This is a genomic window from Kitasatospora sp. NPDC040550, assembly GCF_055594965.1.
This window is the reverse complement of the sequence record NZ_JBVIWC010000005.1, coordinates 1-23,062: the sequence shown is the minus strand read 5'-3', so window position 1 is coordinate 23,062 and position 23,062 is coordinate 1. Positions and strand designations below refer to the sequence as shown.

General features: G+C 71.8%; 19 protein-coding genes, 2 rRNA genes and 1 riboswitch. Of the genes, 5 read left to right on the top strand and 16 right to left on the bottom strand.

Going from position 1 to position 23,062, the window contains the following annotated elements:
* Positions 1 to 20: 20 nt before the first annotated feature.
* A complete protein-coding gene (locus tag ACZ58X_RS09720) occupies positions 21 to 557 on the top strand; it encodes an HAD domain-containing protein (protein ID WP_470333122.1) in 537 nt (178 codons plus the stop codon).
* On the opposite strand, the gene ACZ58X_RS09715 is transcribed toward ACZ58X_RS09720, so the two are convergent.
* Both ACZ58X_RS09715 and ACZ58X_RS09710 read right to left on the bottom strand, forming a co-directional pair.
* Positions 535 to 1,323, bottom strand: a complete 789-nt coding sequence (locus ACZ58X_RS09715; RefSeq protein ID WP_470333121.1) for a CPBP family intramembrane glutamic endopeptidase — start codon at positions 1,321 to 1,323, stop codon at positions 535 to 537. The two genes, ACZ58X_RS09720 and ACZ58X_RS09715, sit on opposite strands and share 23 nt — an antisense overlap.
* Positions 1,324 to 1,399: 76 nt before the next feature.
* A complete protein-coding gene (locus ACZ58X_RS09710) occupies positions 1,400 to 2,905 on the bottom strand; it encodes a glutamate-cysteine ligase family protein (protein WP_470333120.1) in 1,506 nt (501 codons plus the stop codon).
* Positions 2,906 to 3,280: 375 nt separating this feature from the next.
* Here ACZ58X_RS09710 and ACZ58X_RS09705 point away from each other — a divergent pair, with 375 nt between their 5' ends.
* Positions 3,281 to 3,853 carry a hypothetical protein gene (locus ACZ58X_RS09705; RefSeq protein ID WP_470333119.1) on the top strand — a complete coding sequence of 191 codons (573 nt, stop codon included), beginning with the start codon at positions 3,281 to 3,283 and terminating at the stop codon, positions 3,851 to 3,853.
* Between the two features lie 407 nt (positions 3,854 to 4,260).
* Positions 4,261 to 4,452, top strand: a complete 192-nt coding sequence (locus tag ACZ58X_RS09700; RefSeq protein WP_470333118.1) for a DUF5999 family protein — start codon at positions 4,261 to 4,263, stop codon at positions 4,450 to 4,452.
* Between the two features lie 198 nt (positions 4,453 to 4,650).
* On the opposite strand, the gene gcvP is transcribed toward ACZ58X_RS09700, so the two are convergent.
* Positions 4,651 to 7,551, bottom strand: a complete 2,901-nt coding sequence (gene gcvP, locus ACZ58X_RS09695; protein ID WP_470333117.1) for an aminomethyl-transferring glycine dehydrogenase — start codon at positions 7,549 to 7,551, stop codon at positions 4,651 to 4,653.
* Positions 7,552 to 7,787: 236 nt separating this feature from the next.
* Positions 7,788 to 7,891, bottom strand: a riboswitch (glycine riboswitch).
* Positions 7,892 to 8,114: 223 nt separating this feature from the next.
* On the opposite strand from gcvP, the gene ACZ58X_RS09690 reads away from it, so the two are divergent.
* A complete protein-coding gene (locus ACZ58X_RS09690) occupies positions 8,115 to 9,218 on the top strand; it encodes a PRC and DUF2382 domain-containing protein (protein WP_470333116.1) in 1,104 nt (367 codons plus the stop codon).
* A 178-nt stretch (positions 9,219 to 9,396) separates the two neighbouring features.
* Positions 9,397 to 10,887: an MFS transporter gene (locus ACZ58X_RS09685; protein ID WP_470333115.1), complete on the top strand. Its 1,491-nt coding sequence runs from the start codon at positions 9,397 to 9,399 to the stop codon at positions 10,885 to 10,887.
* A gap of 173 nt (positions 10,888 to 11,060) precedes the next feature.
* Here ACZ58X_RS09685 and ACZ58X_RS09680 read toward each other — a convergent pair whose 3' ends face one another.
* The 13 genes from ACZ58X_RS09680 to ACZ58X_RS09620 form a co-directional block, all read right to left on the bottom strand.
* Positions 11,061 to 12,455 carry a DNA polymerase IV gene (locus ACZ58X_RS09680; RefSeq protein WP_470333114.1) on the bottom strand — a complete coding sequence of 465 codons (1,395 nt, stop codon included), beginning with the start codon at positions 12,453 to 12,455 and terminating at the stop codon, positions 11,061 to 11,063.
* Between the two features lie 73 nt (positions 12,456 to 12,528).
* Positions 12,529 to 13,251, bottom strand: a complete 723-nt coding sequence (locus ACZ58X_RS09675) for a SanA/YdcF family protein (RefSeq protein WP_470333113.1) — start codon at positions 13,249 to 13,251, stop codon at positions 12,529 to 12,531.
* Positions 13,252 to 13,348: 97 nt separating this feature from the next.
* On the bottom strand, positions 13,349 to 13,993 hold the full coding sequence (locus ACZ58X_RS09670; protein ID WP_470333112.1) for a MerR family transcriptional regulator: 645 nt from the start codon (positions 13,991 to 13,993) through the stop codon (positions 13,349 to 13,351).
* 231 nt (positions 13,994 to 14,224) lie between these two features.
* The gene (locus ACZ58X_RS09665; protein ID WP_030062493.1) at positions 14,225 to 14,701 is read right to left on the bottom strand and encodes a bifunctional nuclease family protein; all 477 of its coding nucleotides are present in this window, start codon (positions 14,699 to 14,701) and stop codon (positions 14,225 to 14,227) included.
* Between the two features lie 88 nt (positions 14,702 to 14,789).
* On the bottom strand, positions 14,790 to 15,482 hold the full coding sequence (ftsR, locus tag ACZ58X_RS09660) for a transcriptional regulator FtsR (protein WP_470333386.1): 693 nt from the start codon (positions 15,480 to 15,482) through the stop codon (positions 14,790 to 14,792).
* 182 nt (positions 15,483 to 15,664) lie between these two features.
* Positions 15,665 to 16,207, bottom strand: coding sequence for an FHA domain-containing protein (locus ACZ58X_RS09655; protein ID WP_470333111.1), 543 nt, complete (start codon positions 16,205 to 16,207; stop codon positions 15,665 to 15,667).
* Between the two features lie 562 nt (positions 16,208 to 16,769).
* Positions 16,770 to 17,843, bottom strand: coding sequence for a DUF881 domain-containing protein (locus ACZ58X_RS09650; RefSeq protein ID WP_470333385.1), 1,074 nt, complete (start codon positions 17,841 to 17,843; stop codon positions 16,770 to 16,772).
* Positions 17,827 to 18,159, bottom strand: coding sequence for a small basic family protein (locus ACZ58X_RS09645; RefSeq protein WP_030062488.1), 333 nt, complete (start codon positions 18,157 to 18,159; stop codon positions 17,827 to 17,829). Before ACZ58X_RS09645 ends, ACZ58X_RS09650 begins: the two co-directional genes overlap by 17 nt.
* Positions 18,156 to 19,253, bottom strand: a complete 1,098-nt coding sequence (locus ACZ58X_RS09640; RefSeq protein WP_470333110.1) for a DUF881 domain-containing protein — start codon at positions 19,251 to 19,253, stop codon at positions 18,156 to 18,158. The genes ACZ58X_RS09645 and ACZ58X_RS09640 overlap by 4 nt, the downstream gene beginning before the upstream one ends.
* Positions 19,254 to 19,426: 173 nt before the next feature.
* The gene (locus ACZ58X_RS09635) at positions 19,427 to 21,922 is read right to left on the bottom strand and encodes a sugar phosphate nucleotidyltransferase (RefSeq protein WP_470333109.1); all 2,496 of its coding nucleotides are present in this window, start codon (positions 21,920 to 21,922) and stop codon (positions 19,427 to 19,429) included.
* A gap of 125 nt (positions 21,923 to 22,047) precedes the next feature.
* Positions 22,048 to 22,668 carry a CDP-alcohol phosphatidyltransferase family protein gene (locus ACZ58X_RS09630; protein WP_470333108.1) on the bottom strand — a complete coding sequence of 207 codons (621 nt, stop codon included), beginning with the start codon at positions 22,666 to 22,668 and terminating at the stop codon, positions 22,048 to 22,050.
* A gap of 96 nt (positions 22,669 to 22,764) precedes the next feature.
* Positions 22,765 to 22,881, bottom strand: a 5S ribosomal RNA gene (gene rrf / locus ACZ58X_RS09625).
* A gap of 88 nt (positions 22,882 to 22,969) precedes the next feature.
* Positions 22,970 to 23,062: ribosomal RNA gene (locus ACZ58X_RS09620) — 23S ribosomal RNA — on the bottom strand; the annotation flags it as partial.

Here is a 23,062-nt window from a genome sequence, read left to right as displayed (position 1 = left end):
CATCCACTTGGGGGCCACCGGTGCCGAAACCACTGCTGTTCCTGGACGTCGACGGGGTGCTGAACCCGGTCTGTCCGCATCCGGACGCCGGGTTCGACCCCCACACCCTGCTCGGCTACACCGTCCTGCTCTCCGCCGAGCACGGGACCTGGCTGCGCGAACTCGCCGGGACGTACGAGCTGGTCTGGGCCACCACCTGGGAGGAGCACGCCAACGCCCACATCGCCCCGGCGATCGGCCTGGACCCGCTGCCCTTCGTCCGCTTCACCGGGTACGTCCCCCGACCCGACGACCCGCGCGTCCCGTTGATGCAGCTGTTCTCCGCCCGCAAGTGGGCCCCGCTGCTGCGCTACGCCGAGGGCCGCCCGTTCGCCTGGGTGGACGACGTCATCCCGTCCCGGCTGGTCCGCCGCTCGCTGTGGCGCCGGGACCGCCTGCTGCTGCCGATCGACCCCGGCCAGGGCCTGGAGCGCCGGCACGTCGACCGGCTGCTCGCCCGCCCGCCGCGCAGCCAGGCCCTGCCGGGATCGCCGGTCAGGGGGTCGGCAGCCAGCTGACGTGCCCGGCGAGCAGCGCGTACCCGACGAAGGCCACCGTGTCGATCAGCGCGTGCGCCGCCACCAGCGGCATCACCCGCCCCCAGCGCCGGTACAGCAGGCAGAACACCGCCCCCATCACCATGTTGCCGACCAGCCCGCCGACCCCCTGGTACAGGTGGTACGAGCCGCGCAGCACCGAGCTGGCCACCACCGCCGCCGGCCACGACCATCCCCGCTGCCCCAGCCGGCGCAGCAGGTAGCCGAGGACGACGACCTCCTCCAGGATCGCGTTCTGCCAGGCCGACAGCACCAGCACCGGCACCCGCCACCACACGTCCGGCAGTCCGGAGGGCGCCACCGTCAGGTTGTACCCGGCTGCCTGCGAGGCCAGGTACAGCACCAGCCCGGAGCCGCCGATCGCCGCCGCGACGGCCGCGCCCCGGCCGAGGTCGCGCGGCTTCTCCCGCAGGTCGAAGCCCAGCACCCGCAGCGAGGTGCCCTCGCGCACCAGCAGGTACCCGACCAGCACCACCGGCATCAGCCCGCGCCCGATGTAGTACAGCTGCCAGGTCAGGTCCAGCCAGGGCCGCCCGGGCGCGCGCGAACCGTTCAGGGTGGCGACCTGCTGCCCGAGCTGGAGCGGTTCGGTGAGCGAGCCCGCGAAGCTGATCAGCGCGCTGATCCCGCTGGCCCCGAGCGAGAGGCCGAGGACGACCAGCAGTTCCACGCCGAGCAGGCGTCGGTCGGTCTGCGCGGTCTCCGGCGCGGTCGGGCGGGTCGTCACGGGTGCTCCAGCGGACGGACGGTCGCCCCGGTCGTCGGCCGACGACCGGGGCGATCATCCTGACACAGCGCCGGGCTCAGCCCACCGGCCAGGTGTGCACCGGTTCGCCGCCGCGCATGTGCTCGGCGTAGCGCCTGGTCATCGCGGCCAGCGCGGCCGGGCGGTCCATGCCGTACTGCTCGCGCAGCCGGTGGAAGGTGGCGCTCTGCCAGGCGGCGCCGTTGGTCCGGCGCAGGCAGCGCTGCTCGATGATCCCCAGGTAGCGGTCCCGGTCGGCGGGCTCCACGCCCCACGCGTCCAGCCCCTGGTAGGCCATCGGCAGCAGCTCGTTGAGCACCAGGTCGACCGCCGACACCGTCTGCAGCCCGCCGCCGCGGCCGGCCCGGCCGGGGCGCGGCCACTGGAACACCGCGTCGATGCCGTACCGGGCGCCCTGGCGGAAGTTCTCGTCCGCCCGCTCGAACGGCAGCCGGGTCCAGACCGGCCGGGGCTGCTCGGCGAGCACCCGCACCAGCCCGTAGTAGAAGGCAGCGTTGGCCAGCGTGTCGGCCACCGTCGGCCCGGCCGGCAGCGCCCGGTTCTCCACCCGCAGGTGCGCGACCCCGCCGGAGACGTCGTACACCGGGCGGTTCCAGCGGTAGATGGTGCCGTTGTGCAGCCGCATCTCGGCGAGCCTGGGCGCGCCGCCGGAGGCCAGCACCTTGAGCGGGTCCTCGTCGTCGCAGATCGGCAGCAGCGCCGGGAAGTAGCGCAGGTTCTCCTCGAACAGGTCGTACGCCGAGTCCACCCAGCGCTCGCCGAACCAGGTGATCGGGCGCACGCCCTGGGCCTTGAGCTCCGCCGAACGGGTGTCACAGGCCTGCTGGAAGAGCACCGGACGGGTCTCCCGCCACAGCTCCCGCCCGAACAGGAAGGGGGAGTTGGCGCCGAGCGCGAGCTGCGGCCCGCAGATCGCCTGGGCCGCGTTCCACACCGAGGAGAACCGCTCCGGCGTCACCTGGAGGTGCAGTTGCAGCGAGGTCGCGGCGGCCTCGGCGACCATCGTGATGGACTCCAGCTGGAGGTGCTCGACGCCCTCGATGTCCAGCGCGATGTCCTCCCCCCGGGCGGCCAGGATCTGGTCGCTGAGCAGGCTGTAGCGCTGGTTGTGGCTCATCGCGTCCAGCCCGGTGTGGTCGTGCTCCAGGGTCGGCAGGATGCCCACCATGACGATCCGGGCGCCGGCCTCGGCCGCCTGCCGGTCGGCGTACCGCAGCCCGGTGTCGATCTCCTCGCGCAGTTCCTCGAAGACGTGCCCGCAGAGCCGGTGCGGCACGATGTTGACCTCGATGTTGAACTGGCCCAGTTCGGTCTGGAAGTCGCTGGACCCGATCGCACTCAGCACCTGGGCGTTGCGCATGACCGGCAGGCCCTGGTCGTCGGCCAGGTTGAGCTCGATCTCCAGCCCCATCACGGCCCGCGGCCGGTCGAAGCGGTCCTCGCGCAGCATCCGCCCGAGCGCGTCGAGGCAGGCCTGGAGCTTGAGCCGGTACTGCTGCCGGTCCGCCAGATCCGCCCGTGTCGCCACGACCTTCTCGCCCACGGTCCCCTCCTCCTGAGACACCCGGCCGGTCGACCGTGCCAGCATCATGCCCACCTCGAAGATCGATACCCGAATGCTTGTACTGGCTTGCATTGCAAGGCATCTGACGGGAATTCAGGCCATCTGCAGACTTGCCCGCCACCACCGCCTGTGATAAACAGATCACCCTGCGCATTTGTTCGATGAACCGCTGAGTTCGCACTGCGCTCCGGCCGGTCCGCTCCCGCCCCGCGTCCCTCGTCGACGGCGGAGACCGCGCCGGCGCCGCGATCCTGCACAACCGGACAAGGCCGGCCCCCGTCACCGTGGACGCACCGAGCCGCGCCGGTATGCCGCACTCGCACGCCGATCTCGCTTGGAGAGGCGGATCCCGCCATGACCCTGCAGACCCCCCAGCCCCCACCGAGTGCCCTGCGCGCGGTCCTCGGCGCGCTCGACTCGGAGACCGCGCTGCGCCAGCCCGCCGCCGCCGCGCTGCGTCACCCGACCGGCCCACTGCTCCCCGCGCACCCGCTCGCGGTGCACGTCCTGGACGGCCCGCACCCCGAACTGCCCGCCGCCCGGCGCACCGGCTGGCGCTTCCTGATCAAGGACGGGCCGGACGTGGCCGCCGCCGCCGAGGTGGTGCAGAGCCCCGAGGGCCACACCTTCTCCCACTTCACGGCCGGCCCGTACCTCTCCTCCACCGTCCGGGCGCTGCGCGAGGCCTGGCAGCTCGCCCAGGGCTCCCGCTCCCGCCGCCAGCCCCGACTGCTCACCTTCCCCGGCCAGTACGCCACCGCGCTCTGGCTGCACAGCCCCGACGCCGGCCCGTCCGCCGACCTGCTGATCCCACTGGCCCCGGCCCCGCTCGGCGTCACCGCGCACCGCGCCTACCCGGCCGCCGAACTGCTCCCACTGCTCGCCCGCGCCCCGCTGGCCGGGTCCCTGCTGCTCGGCTCCCCCTGAGGACGCGCCCCGCACCGGCCGTCGGGCGCCGCGCCCGACGGCCCTTCGCCGCGCCCACCCCGCCCGCCACCCTCACCCGAACGGCCACCACCCGGACGGGCCATCCGCCATGGCCCCCACGGGCCATGCCCCGAGTGACCCACCGGTGCGCGATTTCTCCCCGGCCCCACCTGAACGGGTGATCTCTGCCCCGGAGTTGTGGCGCATGTCACGAAATCGCTGCGCGCGCGCCCGCAGATGCCGACACTGGGAACCAGCGTGGAAGGACCCCCTGTCCTACCCACTTGAGTGCTGGCCAAACCTGGCCGGCACGCGGACAGGATCCGACCACCACGGCGGCCCCGGACGGCTCGATCTCCGGGGACCGCACCACGGGGAGGATCGCAGAGCGAAGCGAGGGTACGCGTATGTGCCAGCACCGTCCTGAGTGCCCGACGGCCGAGTCCGAGGACCGCGAGGCGGCCGAGCCGGTGGCCTGCCACCCGGAGCAGGGCTGGAGCCTGCTCTGCAACGGCGTCCTCCTGTTCGAGGACACCGGCGAACTGCTGCCCGACGGCCGGGTGATCGCCCCGCACCGCCCGGTCGCCCACGCGGCCTGAGCCCTGCGGTCCGAGCCCGCCCGACCGGACCGGCCACCGGCCCAACGACTCAGGGCACGGCACCCGGCACCCGGCACCACACGAGACACGGCGACCGGCGCAAAGGGCAGGGCCCCGGCAGAAACGTTCTGCCGGGGCCCTGTCCGCTCGCTCACCGCGCGCGTTGCCTACCGCGCGTGTTGCCTACCGCGCGTCCGCTCAGACGCCGTACTCGTCCAGCGGCGGGCAGGAGCAGACCAGGTTGCGGTCGCCGTACGCGCCGTCGATCCGGCTCACCGGCGGCCAGTACTTGTCCGCCGGGTTCACGCCCGCCGGGAAGACCGCCTCCTGCCGCGAGTAGCCGTGCGCCCAGTCGCCGGCCAGCACGGCGGCGGTGTGCGGGGCGTTGCGCAGCGGGTTGTCGTCGGCCGCCCACTCGCCCGAGCCGACCTTGTCGATCTCGCCGCGGATCTCGATCATCGCGTCGCAGAACCGGTCGATCTCGTGCAGGTCCTCGGACTCGGTCGGCTCGATCATCAGCGTGCCGGCCACCGGGAAGGACATCGTCGGCGCGTGGAAGCCGTAGTCGATCAGGCGCTTGGCGATGTCGTCCACCGTCACGCCCGTCTCCTTGGTCAGCGGGCGCAGGTCGATGATGCACTCGTGCGCGACCAGCCCGCCCGGGCCGGTGTAGAGCACCGGGAAGTGCGGCGCCAGGCGCTTGGCGATGTAGTTGGCGTTCAGCACGGCGACCTGGGTCGCGTGCTTGAGGCCCTCGCCGCCCATCAGCCGGACGTACGCCCAGGAGATCGGCAGGATCGCCGCCGAGCCCCACGGCGCGGCCGAGATCGGGCCGACGCCGGTGGCCGGGCCGGCCTCCTCCTGGAGCGGGTGGTTCGGCAGGTACGGCGCCAGGTGGGCGCGCACCGCGACCGGGCCGACGCCCGGGCCGCCGCCGCCGTGCGGGATGCAGAAGGTCTTGTGCAGGTTCAGGTGCGAGACGTCCGCGCCGAACTTGCCCGGCTTGGCCAGGCCGACCAGGGCGTTCAGGTTGGCGCCGTCGACGTACACCTGTCCGCCGGCCTCGTGCACCAGGGCGCAGATGTCGGTGATCTGGGTCTCGTACACGCCGTGGGTCGACGGGTAGGTGACCATCAGCACCGACAGGTTGTCGCGGTGCTGCTCGATCTTGGCCTTGAGGTCCTCGACGTCCACGTCGCCGTCGACCAGGGTCTTCACCACGACCACGCGCATGCCGGCCATCACTGCGGAGGCGGCGTTGGTGCCGTGCGCCGAGGACGGGATCAGGCAGACGTCGCGCTGGGTGTCGCCGTTGGCGTGGTGGTAGGCGCGGACGGCCAGCAGGCCGGCCAGCTCGCCCTGGGAGCCGGCGTTCGGCTGGATCGAGACGGCGTCGTAGCCGGTGACCTCGACCAGCTGCTGCTCCAGCTCGCGGATCAGGGTCAGGTAGCCCGCGGCCTGGTCGACCGGCGCGAAGGGGTGCAGCTGGCCGAACTCCGGCCAGGTCACCGCCTCCATCTCGGTGGTGGCGTTGAGCTTCATGGTGCAGGAGCCCAGCGGGATCATGCCGCGGTCCAGCGCGTAGTCCCGGTCCGACAGGCGGCGCAGGTAGCGCAGCATGGCGGTCTCCGAGCGGTGGCTGTGGAAGACCGGGTGGGTCAGGTACTCGTCCTCGCGCAGCAGCGCGGCCGGCAGCGCGTCGGCGGCCTCGGCGACCTCGACCGCGGGGACGCCGAACGCGGCCCAGACGCCGGCCAGGTGCTCGCGGGTGGTGGTCTCGTCGGCGGAGACCGAGATCCGGTCCTCGCCGTCCTGGAAGACGTTGATGCCGTTGGCGCGGGCGGCGGCGGCGATCTCGGCGGCGCGGCCCGGGACGACGGCGGTGACGGTGTCGAAGAACTCGCCGTGCAGCAGCTCGACGCCGCCGGCCCGCAGGCCCTCGGCGAGGGCGGCGGCGTAGCGGTGGGTGCGGCGGGCGATGTCGGCCAGGCCGTCCGGGCCGTGGTAGACGGCGTACATCGAGGCCATCACGGCGAGCAGCACCTGGGCGGTGCAGATGTTGCTGGTGGCCTTCTCGCGGCGGATGTGCTGCTCGCGGGTCTGCAGGGCCAGGCGGTAGGCGCGGTTGCCGTCGGCGTCGACGGAGACGCCGACCAGGCGGCCGGGCAGCGAGCGGGCGTACTCGGCGCGCACCGAGAGGTAGCCGGCATGCGGGCCGCCGAAGCCCATCGGGACGCCGAAGCGCTGCGAGGTGCCGCAGGCGATGTCGGCGCCCAGCGCGCCCGGGGACTTGAGCAGGGTCAGCGCCAGCAGGTCGGCGGCGACGGCGACGATCGCGCCCAGGCCGTGCGCCTGCTCGATCACCGGGGTGAGGTCGCGGACCACGCCGGTGGCGCCCGGGTACTGCAGCAGCACGCCGAAGACGCCGCGCTCGGCGATCTCGGCCGGGATGCCCTCGGACAGGTCGGCGACGACGACCTCGACGCCGGTCGGCACGGCACGGGTGTTGATCACCGCGACGGTCTGCGGCAGGGTCTCGGCGTCGACCAGGAAGACGCCGCCCTTGACCTTGGTGACGCGGCGGGCCAGCGCCATCGCCTCGGCGGCCGCGGTGCCCTCGTCCAGCAGCGAGGAGCCGGAGGTGGGCAGGCCGGTCAGGTCGGAGACCAGGGTCTGGAAGTTGAGCAGGGCCTCCAGGCGGCCCTGCGAGATCTCCGGCTGGTACGGGGTGTACGCGGTGTACCAGGCCGGGTTCTCCATGACGTTGCGCAGGATCACCGGCGGGGTGAAGGTGCCGTAGTAGCCCAGGCCGATCATCGGCTGGAGCACCTGGTTGCGGCCGGCCAGCTCGCGCAGCTCGGCGAGGACCTGCGCCTCGCTGCGGCCGGCGGGCAGGTCGAGGGCGGTGATGGAGCGGATCGCCTCGGGAACGGCGGTGGCGGCGAGCTCGTCCAGCGAGCCGTAGCCGACGGAGGCCAGCATCTTCTCCTGCGCGGCGGCGTCGGGGCCGATGTGGCGGTTCTCGAAGGGGCTGGCCAGCTCAAGCTCGGTGAGGGTCGAGGCGCTGGTGGGGCGTCCCGCGTTCGGCTGGGCGTTCATGGTGGTCGAGGCCTCCTGGTCACGGACCGGCGGGGGTACGCACGCCGGCCGGTCGCGCCGCTGCGGACAGCGGACCGACCTGGGCGGGCGGACCCGAAAGGCCTCCCCCTCTGTCATCGGGACCTGAGAGCTTCGCCCGCACGCCGCGCGGTGGCGCGCCGTCGGCTTGCACCGTCGGTGAGGGTGGTGATCGCCGGCTCCCGCGCCGGCGGTCCTGCCCTGCTTTCCAGAGTGACCTATCCCGCACGGTACGGATGCCTGAGAGATTCCGGGGAGGAGTTGCTCCTTCGGCGCCCCGACCAGCGGTTTTCGCTGTCGGGGACTCTCCCGAGCGGGCTCGGCGGTCGCGGCCCAGGGTACCAGCGGGAGGCCTCCCGATCACGGGTGCGTCGGGTCACTCCGGGTCTACGCGCGTCCCCCGAACGGCCCAGCGCGAAGCCCGTCCGGCGCACCCCGGTCGCGCACGTCCGATTGATGGCTTTTGGTGTGAAGTGGCGGACAGGACGGGTGCTCCGACCGCCTCACCTGCGGGAGTTCCGCAGGCGCAGCGCTTGGAGGAAAGAGTGCAGACCGACATCGACCCCAGGGACCTCATCGGCCACAAGGCGGTCGACCGCAACGGGGACAAGATCGGCACGGTGGACGAGGTGTACCTGGACGACGCCACCGGGCATCCGGAATGGGCGGCCGTCCGCACCGGCATCTTCGGCCGGGACGCCTTCGTCCCGCTCACCACGAGCGAGTTCTCCGGCGACGAGCTCCGGGTGCCGTACGACAAGTCGCTGGTGAAGGACTCGCCGGACTTCGGCGTGGGCCAGCACCTGTCGCCGGCCCAGGAGCTCCAGCTCTACCGCTACTACGGCCTCGACACGCCCGTGGACGGCCGTCCGGCCACCGCGGAGCCCGCCCGGGACGACCGGCCGGACCTCGACTTCGGCACCACCACGGCCGCCGCGGCCGCCAAGCCGATCGCCTTCCACTCCCCCGACCCCGCCCCGACCACGACCGCGACGGGCACCATCACCACGACCAGCACCGGCACGACCCACACCAGCACCGACATCGCCACGGAGGCCCACGTGCGGACCCTCAGCACCCCCGCACCGATCGCCAACGGCACCGCCCCCGCGCCGGCCGCCGCCCACCTGGTCGAGCCGAAGCCGCAGCCCGCCGCGACCACCCCGGCCGCGAACGGCACCGCCGCCTCCTCGGCCCCCAGCGGCCCGGTCGAGATCACCTGCCGCGAGGAGCGGCTGGACATCACCACCGAGTGGCACGTGCTGGGCAGCGCGAAGCTGCGCAAGTACGTGACCAGCGAGGAGGTCGAGCGCCGCGTCCCGGTGGTCCGCGAGCGGGTCCGGGTGGAGCGGATGCCGGTCAGCGAAGCCGAGCTGGCCTCGCTGACCGAGAAGGAGATCGCCGAAGCGGTCGAAGAGGTCACCCTCCGTGAGGAGCGGCCGGTGGTCCGCAAGTACCTCGCCCCGATCGAGCGGGTCCGTCTGGTGGTGGAGCGCTACACGGAGGAGGAGGTGGTTCGGGACGAGCTCCGCCGCGAGCACGTCGAGGTCCACGACGACACGGCCGCCACCGTACCGGGAGAGGCGGGCGCCCAGCTCGTCCACGCGGCCGACGGCTCCCGGCCGGCCGCCCTGCGCCCGCTGGCCTGACCTTCCCCGATCACCTGATCCCCCGATCCCCCGAGGGCCCCGGACTCCGGTCCGGGGCCCTCGTCGTGTGCCGCAGTTCCCCACTTTGCCAAACCTTAACCACTCGATATTTGACATCATGAACTATCCACCCGCACAGTTACTTGAGTTCATTCACTATGTACGGGAGGAAGCAACCGTGAGTGAGGCACTACAGCCCACCACCGCGGCCGAGAAGCAGAGCAACGCCCGGGTCCTGCCGGCCCTCATCCTGGCGATGCTGTCGTTCAGCGTGGTGCAGACCGCGGTCGTCCCGATCCTGCCCTCGCTGGCCAAGGAACTGGACGTCTCCGGGTCGAACATCACCTGGCTGATGACCGCCAACCTGCTGTCCGCGGCCGTGCTGACTCCCCTGCTGGGCCGCTTCGGCGACCTCCGGGGCCGCAAGCCCATGCTGCTGATCTCGCTGGCCGGCCTGGTCGCCGGTTCGGCGCTGGCGGTCTGCACCCACTCCTTCACCTGGCTGATCGTCGCCCGCGTCCTCCAGGGCGCCGGCGGTGGCGTGATGCCGCTGGCGATCAGCATCGTCCGTGACGAGCTGCCCAAGCGGAAGGTGACCGGCGGCGTCGCCGCCATCAGCGCCTCGATGGGCGTCGGCTCCGGCCTCGGCCTGGTCGCGACCGGCCTGCTGCTGGAGCACTGGAACTACAAGTCGATCTTCTGGATGGGCCTGGCCTTCGGCCTGCTCGCCGTCGCCCTGGTCGCCTTCCGGGTCCCGACCGACCCGGTGACCGACAAGGAGGGCGGCGCCGACCCGCTCGGCGCGCTCACCCTGGCCGGCTGGCTCTCCGCCCTGCTGGTCGCGGTCAGCCAGGGCAACCACTGGGGCTGGACCTCCACCAAGACCCTCGGCCTGTTCGCCGTCGCCGCAGTGGTCGCCCTGATCTGGGGCGTCATCGAGACCAAGGTCGCCCACCCGCTGGTGGACCTCAAGATGATGGGCCGCCCGGCCGTCGCCTTCACCAACCTGGCCGGCCTGCTGATCGGCTTCGGCATGTACGGCTCGTTCATGGTCATCAGCAACTTCGCCCAGACCCCGGAGAAGCTGGCCCACTACGGCTTCACCGCGACCGTGCTGCACGCCGGCGTGATGCTGCTGCCGTCCGCGATCGGCTCGATGGTCGCCGCCCCGATCGGCGCCCTGCTGATCGCCCGCCGCGGCCCGCGCCTGCCGCTGGTCCTCGGTGGCGTCCTCGGCGCGATCGCGATGGCCTACCTGGCCCTGCGGCACAGCGCCGAAGGCGACATCTACACCGCCTCCGCGATCTTCGGTCTCGGCATCGGCCTCGCCTTCGCCGCGATGCCCGCCTTCATCAACGGCGCCGTCCCGGTCGAGCAGAGCGGCATCGCCAACGGCATGAACTCCGTGCTGCGCACCGTCGGCGGCGCGATCGGCACCGCCGTGATGACCGCCATCCTGACCGGCGACGTCATGAAGCTGCCGCCCCAGATCCACGTGCTGCTGCCCACCCTGGACGCCTACAAGCACGCCTTCTGGGTCACGGCCGTCGTCTGCGTCATCGCCGGCGCCGTCCCGTTCCTGATCCGCACCACCACTCCGGCCGTCACCGTCGCCGACGGCGCGGCCCGGCAGGACTCCAGCCCCGAGCTGGCCAAGACCGACGCCTGACGAGGCGTCCGGCCCGCGCGTTCAGGGACAGGACGCGCGGGCCCGGGCCTCCGCCCGGTCGCGAGGGCATCACGACCGTCCGGGGCCCGGCACGGTATGCGGCCCCACCCGGTACTCCTACCGGGTGGGGCCGTTCCGCGTTCCCGGGCCGGTGCGCCCAGCCCCCCTCCGCCTCAGTCCGCCTGCCCGTCCGGCTCCTCCGGCTCCGCCGGCTGCCGCAGCGGCAGCGGCCGGGCCGGCTCCAGCGCCGGATCGTCCACCGCGAAGGTCCGCACCCGCCCCGGCCCGCTCCACGGCGTCTCGAACCGCACCGTCACCCGCCCCACCCCGCTGCCCTGCACCCACCCCGGCCCCAACTCGGCGTGCCGCACGTCCTGTCCGGGCATCCAGCGCCGCACCAGGACCTCCTCCGGCTCCTCCTCGGCCACCGCCGCCTCGGCCACCTCGGCGTGCTCCGCCGCCTCCTCCCGCAGCGCCTGCGCGAAGAGGTCCTCCTGGGTGTAGTCGGCCAGTTGGGCCACGCCCACCCCGAGCAGCCGCACCCCGCCGGTGATGTCCACCTGCTCGGCGAGGCGCCGGGCCGTCGCCGTGATCACCGCCTCGTCGTCGGTGGGTCCGCCCAGGGTCTCCGAGCGGGTCAGCGTCGAGAAGTCGAACCGCCGCACCTTGAGCACCACCGTCCGCCCCGAGCGCCCGGCCGAGCGCAGCCGCCGGACGCAGCGCCCGGCCAGCGCCTCCACCTCCCGCAGCACCCGGTCCCGGTCGGCCAGGTCCACCTCGTAGGTGTCCTCCACCGAGACCGACTTGGCGTCCTGGTCGGGCACCACCGGCCGCTCGTCCAGTCCTGTCGACATGTGGAAGACCCCGGTGCCGTGCGCCCGCCCGAGCAGCTGGACCAGCTCCGCCTCCCCCGCCTCCGCGAGGTCCGCCACCGTGCTCAGCCCGGCCCGCCGCAGCACCTGCTCGGTGGCCGGCCCGATCCCGGGCAGCGCCCGGACCGGCATCGGGCCGAGCACGGCCCGCTCCTGCCCCGGCTCGATCAGCACCAGCCCGTCCGGTTTGGCCTGCTCGGAGGCGATCTTCGCCATCAGCTTGGAGCCCGCCGCCCCCACCGAGCCGGTCAGCCCGGTGAGCCGCTGGATGTCCGCCCGGAGGTCCTCCGCCAGGGCCAGCACCAGCCGCTCCCCGGTCTCGTGGTCCGCCTCCGACAGCACCGGACCGTACGGGCCGGCCGCCAAGTCGACGAAGGCCTCGTCCAGGCTCAACGGCTGCACCAGCGGCGACAGTTGGCGCAGCAGCCCCATCACGATCTCGCTGTTCTGCCGGTACGCCTCGAACCGCCCGGACAAGAAGGCCGCGTTGGGGCACAGCCGCCGTGCCTGGGCCATCGGCATCGCCGAGTGCACCCCGAACCGCCGCGCCTCGTACGAGGCCGTGGAGACCACCCCGCGCCCGCCGAGCCCGCCGACGATCACCGGCTTCCCGCGCAGGCTCGGCTTGGCCGCCTGCTCCACCGCCGCGAAGAAGGCGTCCATGTCGAGGTGGATGATGCTCGGCAGAGATCGCACCCGCCGATCATCGCGCACGGGTCCGACAGTGCGTACGAACCCGGCCGACGCCCTGCGCCCGCCGCCCCCTCGGCTACTGCTTCGCGGCCTCCGCCAGCGCCTTCGGGATGCCGTCCTCCTTGGGCCCGAGGAACACCGGGTCCGGCCGCAGCCAGACGTTCACGGCCGCCTTGCCCGCCCCGGCGACCTCCCGCAGCCCGCCGTACAGCCAGGTGGTGTCGTGCAGCTCCGGCACGCCGACCGCGTACGAGCGGATCCCCGCCGCCTCGCACAGCGCCAGCGCCCGCCGGACGTGGAAGTCCTGGCTGACCAGCACCGCGCGGTCCACCCCGAAGATCCGGTGCGCCCGGGTGCAGGAGTTCCAGGTGTCGAAGCCCGCGTAGTCCCGCACCACCCGGTCCCCGGGGACGCCGTGCTCGGTCAGGTAGCGGTACATCGCGTCCGGCTCGTCGTACTCGATCCGCCCGTTGTCCCCGGTCACCAGGATGGCCTTGACCTTGCCCTCCCGGTACAGGTCCAGTGCCGCCACCAGCCGGTGCTCCAGGTACGGCGACGGCTCGCCCTGGTCCAGCCCGGCGCCGAAGACCACCGCCACCGGAGCCGAGGGCGCGCTCTCCACGGTGCCCACCCGGTCCCCCGCCCCGAACCACAGCCAGGCGCTGGGCGCCAGCGCAAGCGAGCAGAGCAAGGTCGTCGCCTGGAAGACCCTGCGCTGCGTACGGCGCTCCCGCAGCCGCGCCCGCACCCCGCCGGCCCGACGCCGCAGCAGCTCCGATATCCCGGTGCCGACCTCCACGTGCCCCTCCCTCGATCGTTTCGCCAGGCAACACGACGAGGCCGTGGGCCGGAACGGTTCCCCGTTCCGGCCCACGGCCCCGTGGAGGTGCTGCCGGTCAGACCGCCCGGTTGCGCCGCTGCGCCAGCTCGTCCGCCGGATCGTCACCGACCAGCGTCTCGCCGGTGTCGGTCCGCTCCGCGTGCAGCCGCCCGAGGGTCAGCTCCAGCTCCTGCCAGACCGCTCCGACCGCGATGCCGAACACGCCCTGACCGCCCTTCAACAGGTCGACCACGTGCTGCGGCGTGGTGCACTCGTACACCGTCGCACCGTCGGACATCAGCGTCAGCCCGGCCAGGTCGGCCTGCTCGGCCGCCTGCAGATGGGCGACGGCCACCCGGATGTTCTGCAGCGAGACGCCGGCGTCGAGCAGCCGTTTGACGATCTTCAACAGCAGCACGTCGCGGAAGCTGTAGAGCCGCTGACTGGTCGCCGGGTACGTGGTGCGGACGCTGGGCTCCAACAACCCGGTGCGGGCCCAGTAGTCCAGCTGGCGGTACGTGATGCCGGCCGCCGCACAGGCCGTCGGGCCGCGGAAGCCGATCAGTTCGGACGTCGGGGCCAGCCGCTCGATCGCGGGCTGGCCCGGCTGCACGGCCGGGAACCTGCTCATCCTGGGCAGGTCCGACACGGTGCGAGCGGTGCGCGGCATGTGCACGGCGCACAGGCCTCCCACGGCCGCGTCATCGCCGGTGCTGCTCATGCCTACCTCCGTCCACTCGTGCTGCGGGCAACCGACTGCGGGCATCGGCCACCCGGACAGCCACTCCTGACGGTAGGCAGTCCCCTATGACCCGTCAACGATCGCCACGCCGGGCCAGACAAACCACATCACTCAGGAGAGTGGTTTTTCGTGCCCCCAGTGTGGGTAGGTGGACGGATTTTGGCAAAACGGCACGCTAAAGGGCCGACCAGCCCCGTCCGGACAGGCGCCCTACTGCGGGCCGCCGCCCCCGAAGTCCTCGGGCGACACCTGGTCGAGGAACTCGCGGAACTTCTCGACCTCGTCCTCCTGCTCGTCCGGGATCGCGATGCCCGCCTCCGCGAGCACTTCCTCGCTCCCGTAGATCGGCGTGCCGGTACGCAGGGCCAGCGCTATCGCGTCGGACGGCCGGGCGCTCACCTCGACCCCGCCGGCGAACACCAGCTCGGCGTAGAACACGCCCTCCCGCAGGTCGGTGATCCGGACCTCGGTGAGCTGCTGGCCGAGCGCTTCCAGGACGTCCTTGAACAGGTCGTGCGTCAGCGGGCGCACCGGAGTCATGCCCTGCTGGGCGAAGGCGATCGCGGTCGCCTCGCCGGGGCCGATCCAGATCGGCAGGTATCGATCTCCCCCGACCTCCCGAAGCAGCACGATCGGCTGGTTGGAAGGCATCTCCACTCGGACACCCACGACGTCGAGCTCATTCACACAGGCAACCCTATGGCTCCGACCCCGGATATGAAAGCGCAGGGCCGACGCCGCTGGTCAGCGCGGTGCACCGGGCCCGCCGAGGGCACTAGGAGCGAGGCCGCAGACCGGCCTGGACCATGGCCGCGTGCAGCCGTACGGACAGCGTGGCCAGCTCCCGTGCGGTGGCCTCCGCGTGCGCCCGGGTCTGCGGGTTCCGGTGCCGGCGCAGCGGCGCCACCACCTGCTCCACCAAGGCGATCTCGCGGTCCGCCGCCGCCTTCATCGCCCTCAGGTGCCGCGGCTCCAGCCCGTACCGGCCGAGTTCGGCCACCAGCCGGGCCACCTGGAGCGCCTCCCCGTCGTACCCGCCGTCCGAGCCCGGCAGGACCAGCCCGTACGCCTCCCACTCGGCCAGCTCCGGCTCCCCCGCCCCGGCGGCGGCCAGCAGTTCGGCCCGCCCCAGCCGGACGCCGGAGGCGACCTCGGCCGAGGCGACCAGCTCGCGGTCGGCCTCCTCCAGCGGGCCGGGCCGGGCCTCGGCGGCCGGCAGCGCCGGCGGGGCCTCACCCCGCTCGATCGCGTCCAGGTGCTCGCGGATCACCCGCAGCGGCAGGTAGTGGTCCCGTTGCATCCGCAGGACGTAGGCCAGCCGCTCCACGTCGGCGGGGCTGAACTTGCGGTACCCCGAGGGGGTGCGCTGCGGCTCGACCAGCCCCTCCGCCTCCAGGAAGCGGATCTTGGAGATGGTCACCTCGGGGAAGTCGTCGCGCAGGAAGGCCAGCACCGCGCCGATGCTCAGCAGTTCGTCACCGCCGCGCCGGCGGCTGGCGGGCCGGTCCGGACGGACCGGCTGCCTGGGGGCCGCGACCACCCCGCGCCCGCCGCGGTCCGACTGCGGACCGGACGACGACGCAGGGTTGGCCGCCCCGAGAGAAGAGGAAGGAGTATTCGTATTCACTCGGGCTCCCGCCGACGTTGGTTTCAGTACCCCCGGTTGTGGCCGGCGAAGAACACCAGCCGGTACTTCCCGATCTGCACCTCGTCGCCGTTGTTCAGCGACACCTCGTCGATCCGCTCCCGGTTGACGTAGGTGCCGTTCAGGCTGCCCACGTCCGCGACGCTGAATCCGGCCGGGGTGCGGCGGAACTCCACGTGCCGGCGGGAGACCGTGACGTCGTCCAGGAAGATGTCACCCTGCGGGTGACGCCCCGCCGTGGTGACGTCCGAGTCCAGCAGGAACCGGCTGCCCGAGTTCGGACCGCGCTGGACGATCAGCAGCGCCGAGCCCGGCGGCAGCGCGTCGATCGCCGACAGCACCTCGGCCGACAGCGCCGGCGTGGTGCCGGTGCCGGTGGTGGCGGAGGGGTCGTAGGACTCCAGGCCGGAGATCGAGATCGTCGAGGTGGTCTCCGCCGCCCCCTCCGGCAGCAGGCCGCCGCGCAGCGCCGTACCGCAGTTGGAACAGAAGCGGGCCGCGGCCGGGTTCTGGTTGCCGCACCTGGGGCACGGAGTGGGGCCAGCCATGTTCACAGCCTCCTGGCGCGGCACACCCGACGGGTTGTGCCCGGCGTACGGGTCCGGGGCAAACCCTCCACCAGAGGTTGAGGGTCCTGACGGGAAACCTATGCGCGGGTCGCCGGAGGGGTCAACCGACGCGCCGTAGCCCGCCGGATTACCGGCGTACTGCGCGGCACCGTCCCGGTACAGCTGCTGTCCGGCGTACTGACCGGCCTCGGGAGCGGGGCGCATGCCCGGCACCGCGGGCTCGTCCTCCGACCGGCGGTGCCGGGCGGTCGGCGCCTCGACGGCGGCCGCGTCGCGGCCCTTGTTGCGACCGAACAACTTCGAGAAGAAACTCACGGGCGAATCCCCTTGCGTGTGACAGACCCGCCCGCGGGGCAGGGTGAGAACCTCGGACAGGCTGCGGGCCCGGTTGCGGCTCGGGCCTGCTGGAGTGGTACTCCGACGTGTGGTGCTGCGGTTGGTGCTACGGAGCGTACTGGTGCGAACCAGTCTCTCCCACGCGACGACGACACCCCGCACCGGGTGCCGCGGGCCCGTGACGGGCCGTTGGTCGAGCGCCCCGTCACTTCGAAGCCGGCTTGGCGTACTGCGGCGTCTTCGGATCCACCAGGGCGTCCACGACCACCTTCTGCTGCTGGGTGATCGTCGCCCGCGCCTGGTGGCTCTCCAGGGTGCGCACGACGCCCCCCGGGATGTTCAGCGCGGGCGTCAGGTCCTGCGGGTTCCCCACGACGGTGAACCGATAGGGCTGCGAGACCTTCTTCCCGTCGATCTGCACCCCACCGCCCGACAGGTCGGTGAAGTAGGTGTTGACCACCACGCGCACATCGTTGATCTGAATCGCCTCCGCCCCCGCCGCTCGAAGTTCCTGCAGGGTGTCCAGCAGCATATCCGCCTTCACCTGCCCTTGGGGGTCATCGACCGTGAGGACGATGCCCGGACCAGTGGCTTTGACCGTACCGGCCAGCACACCCAGTTCCGTCATCTTCTTCCTGGTCTGCTCCTGGGCCTCCTTGGCCTGGTTGGAGCTGTTCTCCAACTTGCCCAGGGACTGCTCGAGCTCGGCCTTCTCCTGTTGCAGACGCTGCTGACGGCTGTCCAGTTCGTCGAGGATCCGGACCAGGTCCTCCTGGCGGGCCCCGCGCAGCTGGTTGTGGTGGTCGTTGGTCGACCGCACCTGGATCGCCAGCCCCAACCCGAGCGAGAACAGCAGCAGCGCCACCACCAGTTGCCCGCGCGACAACCGCGGCGGCCAGACCGCCGCCTTCAACCGCCGCCGACCGGCGTTCCGGTCCGCAGCGGGCGGCTCCTCGGCTCCCTCCGGCTCCTCGGCGCCCTCCGGTTCCTCGACGGCCTCCGGTTCCGCGGCTTCCGACGGTTCGTCGGCCCCGGCCGCGGCCTCCGGCCCGGGCTCAAGCTCAGCCTCAGCCTCAGCCCGATCCGACTCCCCGGCAGCTCCGGCCTCCGCCACGGCCTCCTCGACGGCCTTCTCCGGCAACTGCTCCGGCAACTTCTCCGGAGCCTTCCCGGCCGCGTTCTCGCCCGGCTCCGCGACGGTCCCCTCGACCCCCGGCACCGCTGCCTTCGCCCGCTCCTCCGCCGCCGCCTCGCGGCCCGGCTCAGGCACGGAAGACATGGCGCCGGATCGCCGCCGCATTGGAGAAGATGCGGATGCCGAGGACGACGACCACACCCGTGGACAGCTGCGAACCGACACCCAGCTGGTCGCCCAGGAAGACGATCAGCGCGGCGACCACCACGTTCGACAGGAACGAGACGATGAAGACCTTGTCATTGAAGATCCCGTCCAGCATCGCCCGCACACCGCCGAACACCGCGTCCAGCGCCGCCACCACCGCGATCGGCAGGTAGGGCACGACGGCGTCGGGCACCTCGGGTTGGACGAAGAGCCCGACGACCACCCCGATCACGAGACCCAGTACGGCAATCACGGTCTAGCTGCTCCTGTCCCTGTGGTGGTCTTGGTCGATCCGCCGGACGGCCGCCGCTTCGCGGACGGCGCGGCGCCGGGCGCGGACGGTGAAACGGACGCGAAGGGGCTCTCCGAGGTTCCCGGGCCGCCCGCCGACGTCCCGCTCGGACCGGCCGACGGAGTCGCCGACCCGGACGCCGACCCGGACGCCGATGCGGACGCCGTGGGCGAGGCCTCGGGCGTGACGGGCTGGGCGCTCCGCAGCGAGACCCCGACCGCCGCCGGCAGGGTCAGGCTCTTCTGGGTGGAGAGCGTCGACTTGATGCCGTACTTCTCCTCCAGCAGGCGCAGGTACTGCCCGGCCATGTCGTTCTCGAACGCGGCGAGGAGCTTCGGCCCGTCCCCGATCGCCTGGATGTTGTACGGCGGCACCAGCGGCCGGTTGTCCACCAGCACCGCCTCACCGGCGGCCCGGATCGCGGACAGCGCGGTCAGCCGCTGGCCGTTGATCGAGACGGCCTCCGCCCCGGATCCCCACAGACCGTTCACCACCAGTTGCAGGTCCCGGTCGCGCAGCCGGCCGCTGTTGGAGAAGCCCTGCCCGGCCCGGGGGTCGACGTTGCCCCCGCCGCCGGTGCCGGCCGCGTCCTCCAGGACCAGCTTCACCCCCGGCCCGGTGACCTCCCCCAGCCCGACCTCGCCGGTCAGGCCGCTGCTACTGCCGTCCCCGGAGGCCAGCGCCTGCTGTTGGGTGTCGTCCACCTTGCGCCGCAGGTCCTGGACCTCCTTCTGCAGGTGGTCCGCCGAGCCGTTGCTGTCGTTGATCCGGTGGATCAACGCGTCCCGCTCCTTGGCCAGTGTCGGCTCCGCCTTGTGCGCGTTCACCGCGCCCACCGTGACCACGGCTCCGACCAGCGCCAGTCCGGCGCCCAGCGTCAGCAGTCCGCGCAGCGTCCGGGGTATCCGGCTGTCGTGCTCACCGCCCCGGGCCGCAGCCGCTTCGGCGTAGCCCTCGTCCAGGCTGTGGTCCATCACGTTGGTCAGCAGGGACATCGAGGCGTCCGGGCGGTTGTACCGTCCGTTCGGAGCACTCGGCGTCGGCGTCGCTGGCATGCGGACCATCGTCCCACGACGACGGAGGGCCCTGAGCACGGCCCCTGAGCTGCACACACGCCACACACATCGACGGAAAGTGACGGACCCTTCCGAATGAGGTGAAAACGGACAACGGGGCGTGCGGATGGCACCGCACGCCCCGCCGTCCAGGCGGCCGTCCGCTCAGGACGTCACCGCCCCGCCCCCTCCACCACGGCAGCCCACTCGTCCAGCAGGGCGTCGGTGGCCTCGTCGTCCGGGCCCTCGGCCCACAGGTGGGTGACCGCCTCGGCCGGGTCCGGCAGCACCAGCGTCCAGCGCCCGTCCGCCTCGACGACCCGGACACCGTCCGTGGTGTCCAGCCGGCGGCTGCCGGCCGCCTCCACCACCGAACGCATCACCATGCCCTTCGCCGCCCACGGCGTCGCGATGTCCCGCCGCCGGATGTGCGCCTGCGGGATCCGCGCGTCGATCTGGCTCAGGGTGAGCTGGGTCCGCGCCACCAGGCCGACCAGCCGGACGAAGGCCGCGGCACCGTCCAGCACGCCGCTGAACTCGGGCACCACGAAGCCGCCGCGCCCGTCCCCACCGAACACCGTGCCCTCGGCGGAGGCCGCCTTCGCGAGGTCGTCCGGCGTGGTCGTGGTCCAGATGACCTGGGTCCCGTGGTACGCGGCGACCTGCTCGGCGATCCGGGTCGTGGTCACCGGCAGCGCCACCTGCCCGCTGCGCCGCTCCGCCGCGACCAGGTCCAGCAGCACCAGCAGGGCCCGGTCGTCGTCGATCACCCGGCCGAGCTCGTCCACGAACGCGACCCGCTCGCCGACCGGGTCGAACCGCACCCCGAAGGCCGCCCGCGAGGAGGCCACCAGCTCGCCGAGCCTGGCCAGCCCGGCCCTGCGGGTCTCCGCGTCCTCGGTGGGCCGCGCCTCGTCCAGCCCGCTGGAGACGGTCAGTGCCTCCACCCCGAGCCGGCCGAGGATGCTGGGCAGAACCAGCCCGGCACTGCCGTGCGCGGTGTCCACGACGACTTTCAGCCCGGCCTCCCGGACCCCGGTGGTGTCCACCGCCCGCAGCAGGTTGCCCGCGTAGGAGTCGAACACGCTGGACGGGAAGGTCAGGTCCCCGATCTCGCCCGGGAACGCCCTCCGGTACTCCTGACGCGCGTAGACCCGGTCGAGCTTGCGCTGCCCGGCCTGCGAGAGGTCCGCCCCGCGCTCGTCGAAGAAGAGGATGTCCAACGAGTCCGGCACTCCCGGCGTGGTCCGCAGGAAGATCCCGCCCGCGCTCCCCCGCGCCGTGTGCTGCCGGGCCACCGGCATCGGGACGTTCTCCAGGTCGCGGACGTCGATCGCGGAGGTCTGCAGCGCCGAGATCATCGCCCGTTTGAGCGCACGCGCACCACGCGAGTGGTCACGCGCAATGGTGACGGTGGCCCCCTTCTTCAAGGTCGTGGCGTACGCGCCCGCCAGCCGCACGGCCAGCTCCGGGGTGATCTCGACGTTGAGGATGCCCGAGACGCCGCGGACCCCGAACAGGTGCTCCTGGCCGCGCGACTCCCAGATCACCGAGGTGTTGACGACGGCGCCGGCCTCGATGGTCTTGAACGGGTAGACCCGGACGTTGGCGCCGATGATCGACTCCTCGCCGATCAGGCACTCGTCCCCGATCACCGCGCCGTCCTCGATCCGCGCGGCCCGCATCACGTCGGTGTTCTTGCCGACCACGCAACCGCGCAGATTGCTCTGCGGCCCGATGTAGACGTTGTCGTGCACCACCGCCTTGTGCAGGAAGGCACCGCGCTTGACCACCACGTTGCTGCCCAGCACGGTGTGCTCGCGGATCTCCACGCCGGCCTCGACCTTGGCGTAGTCCCCGATGTACAGCGGCCCGCGCAGCACCGCCTCCGGGTCGACCTCCGCCCCTTCGGCCACCCAGACGCCCGGCGAGATCTCGAAGCCGTCGAGCTCGACCTCGACCTTGCCCTCCAGGACGTCCGCCTGGGCCTTGCCGTAGCTCTCGTGGGTGCCCACGTCCTCCCAGTAGCCCTCGGCAACGTAGCCGTAGACCCGCTTGCCCTCCTTCAACAGCTGCGGGAAGACGTCACTCGACCAGTCCACGGACTCACCCGCGGCGACGTAGTCGAAGACCTCCGGCTCCATCACGTAGATACCGGTGTTCACCGTGTCGGAAAAGACCTGGCCCCAGGTCGGCTTCTCCAGGAAGCGCTCGACCCGGCCGTCCTCGTCAGTGATCGTGATTCCGAACTCCAGGGGATTCGGCACCCTGGTGAGACAGACCGTGACCAGTGCGTCCTTACTGCGGTGGAAGTCGATCAATTCGGAGAGATTGAAGTCGGTCAGCGCGTCACCGGAGATCACCAGAAAGGAGTCGTCCTTGAGCGCGTCCTCGGCGTTCTTGACACTCCCCGCAGTGCCTAGTGGCGTCTCCTCATGGGCATACGTGAGGTGCATGCCCAGTTCCTCGCCGTCACCGAAGTAGTTCTTGACGAGTGACGCCAGGAACTGCACGGTGACGACGGTATCGGAGAGGCCGTGCCGCTTCAGCAGCCGAAGCACGTGCTCCATGATCGGCATATTCGCGACCGGAAGCAGCGGCTTCGGCATGCTGGAGGTCATCGGGCGGAGTCGGGTGCCCTCGCCCCCTGCCATTACTACGGCTTTCATTACGGGTGCGTCCTCCTTCGCGGTGGTGGACCCTGCAGGTCCATCAAACCGTTCCAGAGGGTTCTCTACCCGGAAGGTATCGTCCGACGCACCGGGACGGCGTGGGACTTCTCTCAGATCACGTCTCAGGCTGTGGACGCCGAGCCCGCGGGGCCCGCCTTGATGATCTGCCGCGCCTGCACCGCGTAAAGGATCGCCGACCACCAGTACAACGTGGTCCCCCACCAGATGAAGGCCCAGCTCACCACCTCGGCCGGCCGGGCGATCCAGCTGTCGATGCCACCGAGCAGGAGAAGCGGAAACGCGTACATCAGATTGAAGGTCGCGGCCTTGCCGAGGAAACTCGTCTGGAGCGGCCCGTAACCGTGCCGGTTCAGAATGGGCAGCAACGACGCGATGAAGACTTCGCGGGCCAGCAGAATCGCCGTCACCCACCACGGCAGGAACTCACGCCACGTCAATCCGATGAGCGTGGAGAGCACATAGAGCCGGTCGGCCAGCGGATCCAGCAGCTGCCCCACCCGGCTGATCTGCCCCCACCGCCTGGCGAGCTTTCCGTCCAGGTAGTCGCTGACTCCACTGAGCATCAGGATCAGCAGCGCCCACCCGTCGTTCTTCGGCCCGCCGAAGACGGGCCACAGAATGAGCCAGAGAAAAACCGGGACACCGACCAGCCGGCCCATGCTCAGCAGGTTGGGGATGGTGAGGACGCGATCGGTCTGGACCCGCGTCTCCTGGACCTCCACCCGAGGCCTCCTGTCCTGTGTCACGACAATGCATGTTGACCTTACAACAGAAAAGCCCCCGCCCGGTTCACCCGGCGGGGGCTTTTCTGAATGATTGTTCGGCGGCGTCCTACTCTCCCACAGGGTCCCCCCTGCAGTACCATCGGCGCTGTGAGGCTTAGCTTCCGGGTTCGGAATGTAACCGGGCGTTTCCCTCACGCTATGACCACCGAAACACTATGAAACTGTCAACCGCACCAACCCGTCGTGGCGATCGGGTTGGGGTCGTTGTTTCAGAACAACACAGTGGACGCGAGCAACTGAGGACAAGCCCTCGGCCTATTAGTACCGGTCAACTCCACCCCTCACAGGGCTTCCATATCCGGCCTATCAACCCAGTCGTCTACTGGGAGCC

Coding starts and splice junctions, on each gene's coding strand:
- ACZ58X_RS09705 (WP_470333119.1), top strand. CDS start 3,281: ATGACCCTGCAGACCCCCCAGCCCCCACCGAGTGCCCTGCGCGCGGTC.
- ACZ58X_RS09700 (WP_470333118.1), top strand. CDS start 4,261: ATGTGCCAGCACCGTCCTGAGTGCCCGACGGCCGAGTCCGAGGACCGC.
- gcvP (WP_470333117.1), bottom strand. CDS start 7,551: ATGAACGCCCAGCCGAACGCGGGACGCCCCACCAGCGCCTCGACCCTC.
- ACZ58X_RS09670 (WP_470333112.1), bottom strand. CDS start 13,993: ATGAGCAGCACCGGCGATGACGCGGCCGTGGGAGGCCTGTGCGCCGTG.
- ACZ58X_RS09655 (WP_470333111.1), bottom strand. CDS start 16,207: ATGGCTGGCCCCACTCCGTGCCCCAGGTGCGGCAACCAGAACCCGGCC.
- ACZ58X_RS09650 (WP_470333385.1), bottom strand. CDS start 17,843: ATGTCTTCCGTGCCTGAGCCGGGCCGCGAGGCGGCGGCGGAGGAGCGG.
- ACZ58X_RS09640 (WP_470333110.1), bottom strand. CDS start 19,253: ATGCCAGCGACGCCGACGCCGAGTGCTCCGAACGGACGGTACAACCGC.
- ACZ58X_RS09635 (WP_470333109.1), bottom strand. CDS start 21,922: ATGAAAGCCGTAGTAATGGCAGGGGGCGAGGGCACCCGACTCCGCCCG.